The following is a 4,322-nucleotide window of genomic DNA, read 5'->3' on the forward strand; positions in this document are numbered from 1 at the left end:
CCCATCAGCTTGTGGGTTATGCACCCGCATGCGGTGGGGGAACCCACAATCGGATGGCGGAACCCACGAGATGGTTCAGGAGGTGCGGGCGACTTCGGCGGCGGCTTGGAGGAAGCGTTCGGTGAGGGGGGTTCTGGTGGACCAGGCGGCGCCGATCCACCAGGTGGCGGCGCGGCCGGGGAGGGGGACGAGGCGGACCTCGCCGGGGGCGATGCGGTCAGCAGAGAGCGGTACGACGGATGGCCCGGCGCCGGCTGCGGTGAGCGCCAGCATGGTCTGCAGGTCACCCGCCTCCTGAAGTACTTGCGGGTGGCAACCGAGCTCGGCGTACAGGCCGTTGATCTGCGCGGTGAGGCCGGGACCGCGGCTCGGCGTCAGTCGGACCAACGGGCGACCGTCCAGCCAGCGGGCGAGGTCTCGGGGCACGGCCTGGTCGATGGGGAGCGCGAGGGCCAGCCGGTCCTTGCGGAGGCGGAGGTGTTCGAGACCGGGCGGGACTGGCAGACGGACGAAGCCGATCTGCAGGCCGCCTGCTTGCAGCCGCTCGTACTGCTCAGCCGACGGCATGTCCTCCAGCGACACCGACACCCGCGGCCAGCGGCTGCGGAACAGTGCAACCGCACGTGGTGCCAACTCGATCCCGGACAGGCCGAAGCCGATCGCGAGCGAGCCCTCGACACCTGCGGCGATCTGAGCGGCCCGGCGTTCGAAGGCTTCCGAACGCTCGAGCAGTTGCAGAGCGTCAGGCAGCAGCAGTTCACCCTCCGCAGTCAACCGAGCGCCGTGCCGGCCACGCACGAACAGCACCGACCCGAGCCGACGCTCCAGCACCTGGATCTGCTTGGTCAGCGCGGGCTGACTGGTCGCCAGCTCATCGGCCGCGGCCCCGAAGGTCCGCAGCCTGGCGACAGTGACGAATGCCCGCAGCAGTCGCAGGTCCATAACCACAGGATATGGAAAATCGACAAACATCTATTGGACGTGATGGATCGCTGGGCGTTTCGATGGCCGTATGACGCTCTTTCGCGCTGCCACCGTCCAGTTCCAGGCCGTCCCCGACCAGCCCGCGCAGAACCTCGCCACAGTCGAGCGGCTGGCCCGGCAGGCCGTTGCCGAAGGCGCGCAGCTGGTCGTCTTCCCGGAGCTCTGCCTGCTCGGCTACTGGCACCTGCGGCGGCACACCGCTTCGAGGCTGGCCGAGCTGGCGCAGCCGGTCGACGGTCCACTGATCCGTCAGGTGCTTGCCCTGGCCAAGGACCTGGAGGCCGGGATCGGCGTCGGGTTCCTGGAGGCCGCCGACGGTCAGCTCTTCAACGCGTACGCCGTCTGCCTGCCGACCGGCGAGGTCCACGTGCACCGCAAACTGCACGCCTTCGAACACGCGGCGATCGCCAGCGGATCGTCGTACACGGTGTTCGAGACGCCGTGGGCATTCCGGGCAGGCGTGCTGATCTGCTGGGACAACAACTTGGTGGAGAACGTCCGGATCACCGCGCTGCTCGGGGCCACAGTCCTGCTCGCCCCGCACCAGACCGGCGGGACCAACTCACGCAGCCCGCATGGGATGAAGCCGATCCCGCTGGAGGTCTGGGACCAGGATCCGACCGAAGCCTTCAACGGACCGAACGGTCGAGAGTGGTTGCTGCGCTGGCTGCCGGCCCGGGCCCACGACAACGGGATCTTCGTGGTCTTCAGCAACGGAGTCGGCCCGGACGACGACGAACTCCGGACCGGCAACGCGATGATCCTCGACCCCTACGGCCGGATCATCGCCGAGACCCCAGGCCCCGCCGAGGCAGTCGTCACCGCCGACCTCGACCTAGATCTGGTGCCGCTGGCAACTGGTCAACGCTGGATGCGCGGACGCCGCCCCGAGCTGTACGGGCCGTTGACCATCAGGCGCGACGAGGTCGACGCACGCACTGCGCGCTTCTCGACGGAGCCTGTCAGTAGATGAGGGCGGTCGCCATCGCGACGATGCCTTCACCGCGGCCCGGGAACCCCAGGCCGTCGCTGGTCGCTGCGGCGACCGACACCTCGGCGCCGCACGCCTCGCTCAGGACCTCCTCGGCCTCCTGCCGACGCAGCAGGAACCGCGGCCGGTTGCAGACGACCTGGACAGTCACGTTCCCGATCTCGTACCCGGCGTCTCGCACCCGCTTCGCAGCCTCGGCCACCAGCGTCACGCCGGCTGCCCCGGCCAGCTCGGGTTCATCCGTCCCGAAGTTCGTGCCGAGGTCGCCCAGGCGGGCCGCACTGAGCAACGCCGTACAGATCGCGTGCGCTGCTGCGTCCCCGTCCGAGTGTCCGGCAGCGCCGACGGTCTCCCGCGGCCAGTGCAGGCCGGCCAGCCACATCGGGCGGCCCTCCTCGAACGGGTGAATGTCGATGCCGTTGCCGACCCGGGGGATCCTGCCGTCGATCAAACCAATCGCCTCTCCGCCAGCAGAGCCTCTGCCAGCAGCAAGTCCTGGGGGCGCGTCACCTTGAACGCGTCCGGCGACCCTTCGACCGTCAGCACGGTCACACCGAGCGCCTCGCACAGCATCGCATCGTCGGTCGCCCCGACCACACCGGCCGCATGCGCCCGCCGCAGTACATCGGGGGCGAAGCCCTGCGGAGTCTGCACCGCAACCAGCGTCGACCGGTCCGGCGTGGCCACGACCTCGCCAGTGGGACCGACCTGCTTGATCGTGTCCGTCACCGCAACAGCCGGTACGACGGCCTTCGCGCCTGCTCGCACAGCCGCGACCACGCGCTCGATCGCGTCGACCGGGACGAACGCCCGAGCCGCGTCGTGCACGAGAATGCAGTCGATCCCCTCGACCGGAACCAGCTCGAGGGCCGTCCGCACCGAGTCGGACCGCTCCGCGCCACCCGCGACCACGAGCAGCCGGGTATCCCCGACGTACGGCGTGAGCTCTTTGGTGACGGTCTCCTCGGTGCCGGGTGGAACCGCGACCACCAAACAAACGAGGTCGGCGGCGGACGCTGCCTTCAGTCCACGGACCGCGTGGACCAGCAGCGCGTCGCCACCGACCTCTCGAAACGCCTTCGGGGTCTCGCCACCGAGTCTCAGCCCGAGACCTGCCGCCGGAATGATCGCCGCCGTACTCATACGGCGGCGGGACAAGACAGCAGGGTCACGGGATCAGACTCGACCTGACAATCAGGACGCAAGGACCTCATCGAGGATGGCTTCCGCCTTGTCCTCATTGGTGTGCTCGGCCAGCGCCAGCTCCGAGACGAGGATCTGGCGAGCCTTCGCCAGCATCCGCTTCTCACCGGCGGACAGACCACGGTCCCGCTCGCGGCGCCACAGGTCGCGGACGACCTCGGCCACCTTCATCACGTCACCGGAGTGCAACTTCTCCAGGTTCGCCTTGTAACGTCGCGACCAGTTGGTCGGCTCCTCCGTGTGCGGAGCCCGCAGCACGTCGAAGACGCGCTCCAGACCGGCCTGATCCACGACGTCACGCACGCCGACAAGATCGAGGTTGCACGCGGGGACCCGGACGACCAGGTCGTTCTGAGCGACGATCCTCAAGACCAGATAGGTCTTGTCCTCACCTTTGATCTGACGGGTCTCGATGTCCTCGATGACGGCCGCACCGTGATTGGGGTAAACAACCGTCTCGCCGACTGTGAAAGTCATATGTCACGTGCCCCTTTCCGAGTCCTATCCTACCACGCGCCGGCTGGTCCGGTTCTGACGTTTGTGCTGGTCAGAGGCCATTTCCCGCCTTGACAAAGGCTCTCGGCCATGCCTCGTACGCGCGAGAACCGTTGCCCAGGGCCCACCCGGCGTGAGCCCCGGCCGGGGGTGGCATTACGCTGTGCTGCGCCGGAGGCCGTGCACTGAGTCCAGTACTCGCGCACCGCCGAAGGGCCCCGAAACAGCTTGCAGGAGAGGGATTCCAGTGCCGATCACGTTGTCCGCGCGGTCCGTCCGGCGCGCCGCGCTGGCGGGTGCCGCCGCCACTCTCAGTATCGTTCTGGCGGGCTGTGGCGCGGGCTTCAACGCCCAGACCGCCCAGCCGTACCAGCCGGCCGAGGGCACCAACGCCTCCTCCGGCGGCATCGTGATCCGCAACGTCCTGGTCCTCGCGGACGAGCACGGCAAGGGCGAACTGCACGGCGTCGTCGTCAACAACGGCACCGCCACCGACACCCTGGTGTCCATCACCCAGGCCCCGCCGGCCCCGCCCGTCGCCGATGCACCGGCCGTCGAGGCGAACCCCGTCACCTTCGGCAAGTTCAGCCCGCTCGCCCTCCAGGTCGGCGCCGCCCTGCGCCTCCCCCAGACCGGCGGCATCGAGCCC

6 protein-coding genes are annotated in these 4,322 nt (G+C 68.9%); 2 read left to right on the forward strand and 4 right to left on the reverse strand.

The window, feature by feature from the left end; genetic code table 11:
- Positions 1–75 precede the first annotated feature (75 nt).
- Positions 76–942, reverse strand: a complete 867-nt coding sequence (locus E1261_RS43415; protein WP_132415993.1) for a LysR family transcriptional regulator — start codon at positions 940–942, stop codon at positions 76–78.
- Positions 943–1,012: 70 nt separating this feature from the next.
- On the opposite strand from E1261_RS43415, the gene E1261_RS43420 reads away from it, so the two are divergent.
- The gene (locus tag E1261_RS43420; RefSeq protein WP_132415995.1) at positions 1,013–1,957 is read left to right on the forward strand and encodes a nitrilase family protein; all 945 of its coding nucleotides are present in this window, start codon (positions 1,013–1,015) and stop codon (positions 1,955–1,957) included.
- Here E1261_RS43420 and E1261_RS43425 read toward each other — a convergent pair.
- From E1261_RS43425 to E1261_RS43435, 3 genes are all read right to left on the reverse strand, one after another.
- Positions 1,947–2,357 (reverse strand): 2-C-methyl-D-erythritol 2,4-cyclodiphosphate synthase, encoded by a 411-nt coding sequence (locus E1261_RS43425; protein ID WP_238176822.1) that lies wholly within the window; start codon positions 2,355–2,357, stop codon positions 1,947–1,949. The two genes, E1261_RS43420 and E1261_RS43425, sit on opposite strands and share 11 nt — an antisense overlap.
- A gap of 65 nt (positions 2,358–2,422) precedes the next feature.
- Positions 2,423–3,133, reverse strand: a complete 711-nt coding sequence (gene ispD / locus E1261_RS43430) for a 2-C-methyl-D-erythritol 4-phosphate cytidylyltransferase (protein ID WP_238176821.1) — start codon at positions 3,131–3,133, stop codon at positions 2,423–2,425.
- A gap of 36 nt (positions 3,134–3,169) precedes the next feature.
- A complete protein-coding gene (locus E1261_RS43435) occupies positions 3,170–3,655 on the reverse strand; it encodes a CarD family transcriptional regulator (protein WP_012918679.1) in 486 nt (161 codons plus the stop codon).
- 265 nt (positions 3,656–3,920) lie between these two features.
- Here E1261_RS43435 and E1261_RS43440 point away from each other — a divergent pair.
- Positions 3,921–4,322: hypothetical protein (locus E1261_RS43440; protein WP_132415997.1), on the forward strand; the 402-nt coding region annotated here is incomplete at its 3' end.

Source organism: Kribbella albertanoniae (assembly GCF_004348455.1).
Classification (GTDB): Bacteria; Actinomycetota; Actinomycetes; order Propionibacteriales; family Kribbellaceae; genus Kribbella; species Kribbella albertanoniae.

Coding starts and splice junctions, on each gene's coding strand:
- E1261_RS43415 (WP_132415993.1), bottom strand. CDS start 942: ATGGACCTGCGACTGCTGCGGGCATTCGTCACTGTCGCCAGGCTGCGG.
- E1261_RS43420 (WP_132415995.1), top strand. CDS start 1,013: ATGACGCTCTTTCGCGCTGCCACCGTCCAGTTCCAGGCCGTCCCCGAC.
- E1261_RS43425 (WP_238176822.1), bottom strand. CDS start 2,357: ATGTGGCTGGCCGGCCTGCACTGGCCGCGGGAGACCGTCGGCGCTGCC.
- E1261_RS43435 (WP_012918679.1), bottom strand. CDS start 3,655: ATGACTTTCACAGTCGGCGAGACGGTTGTTTACCCCAATCACGGTGCG.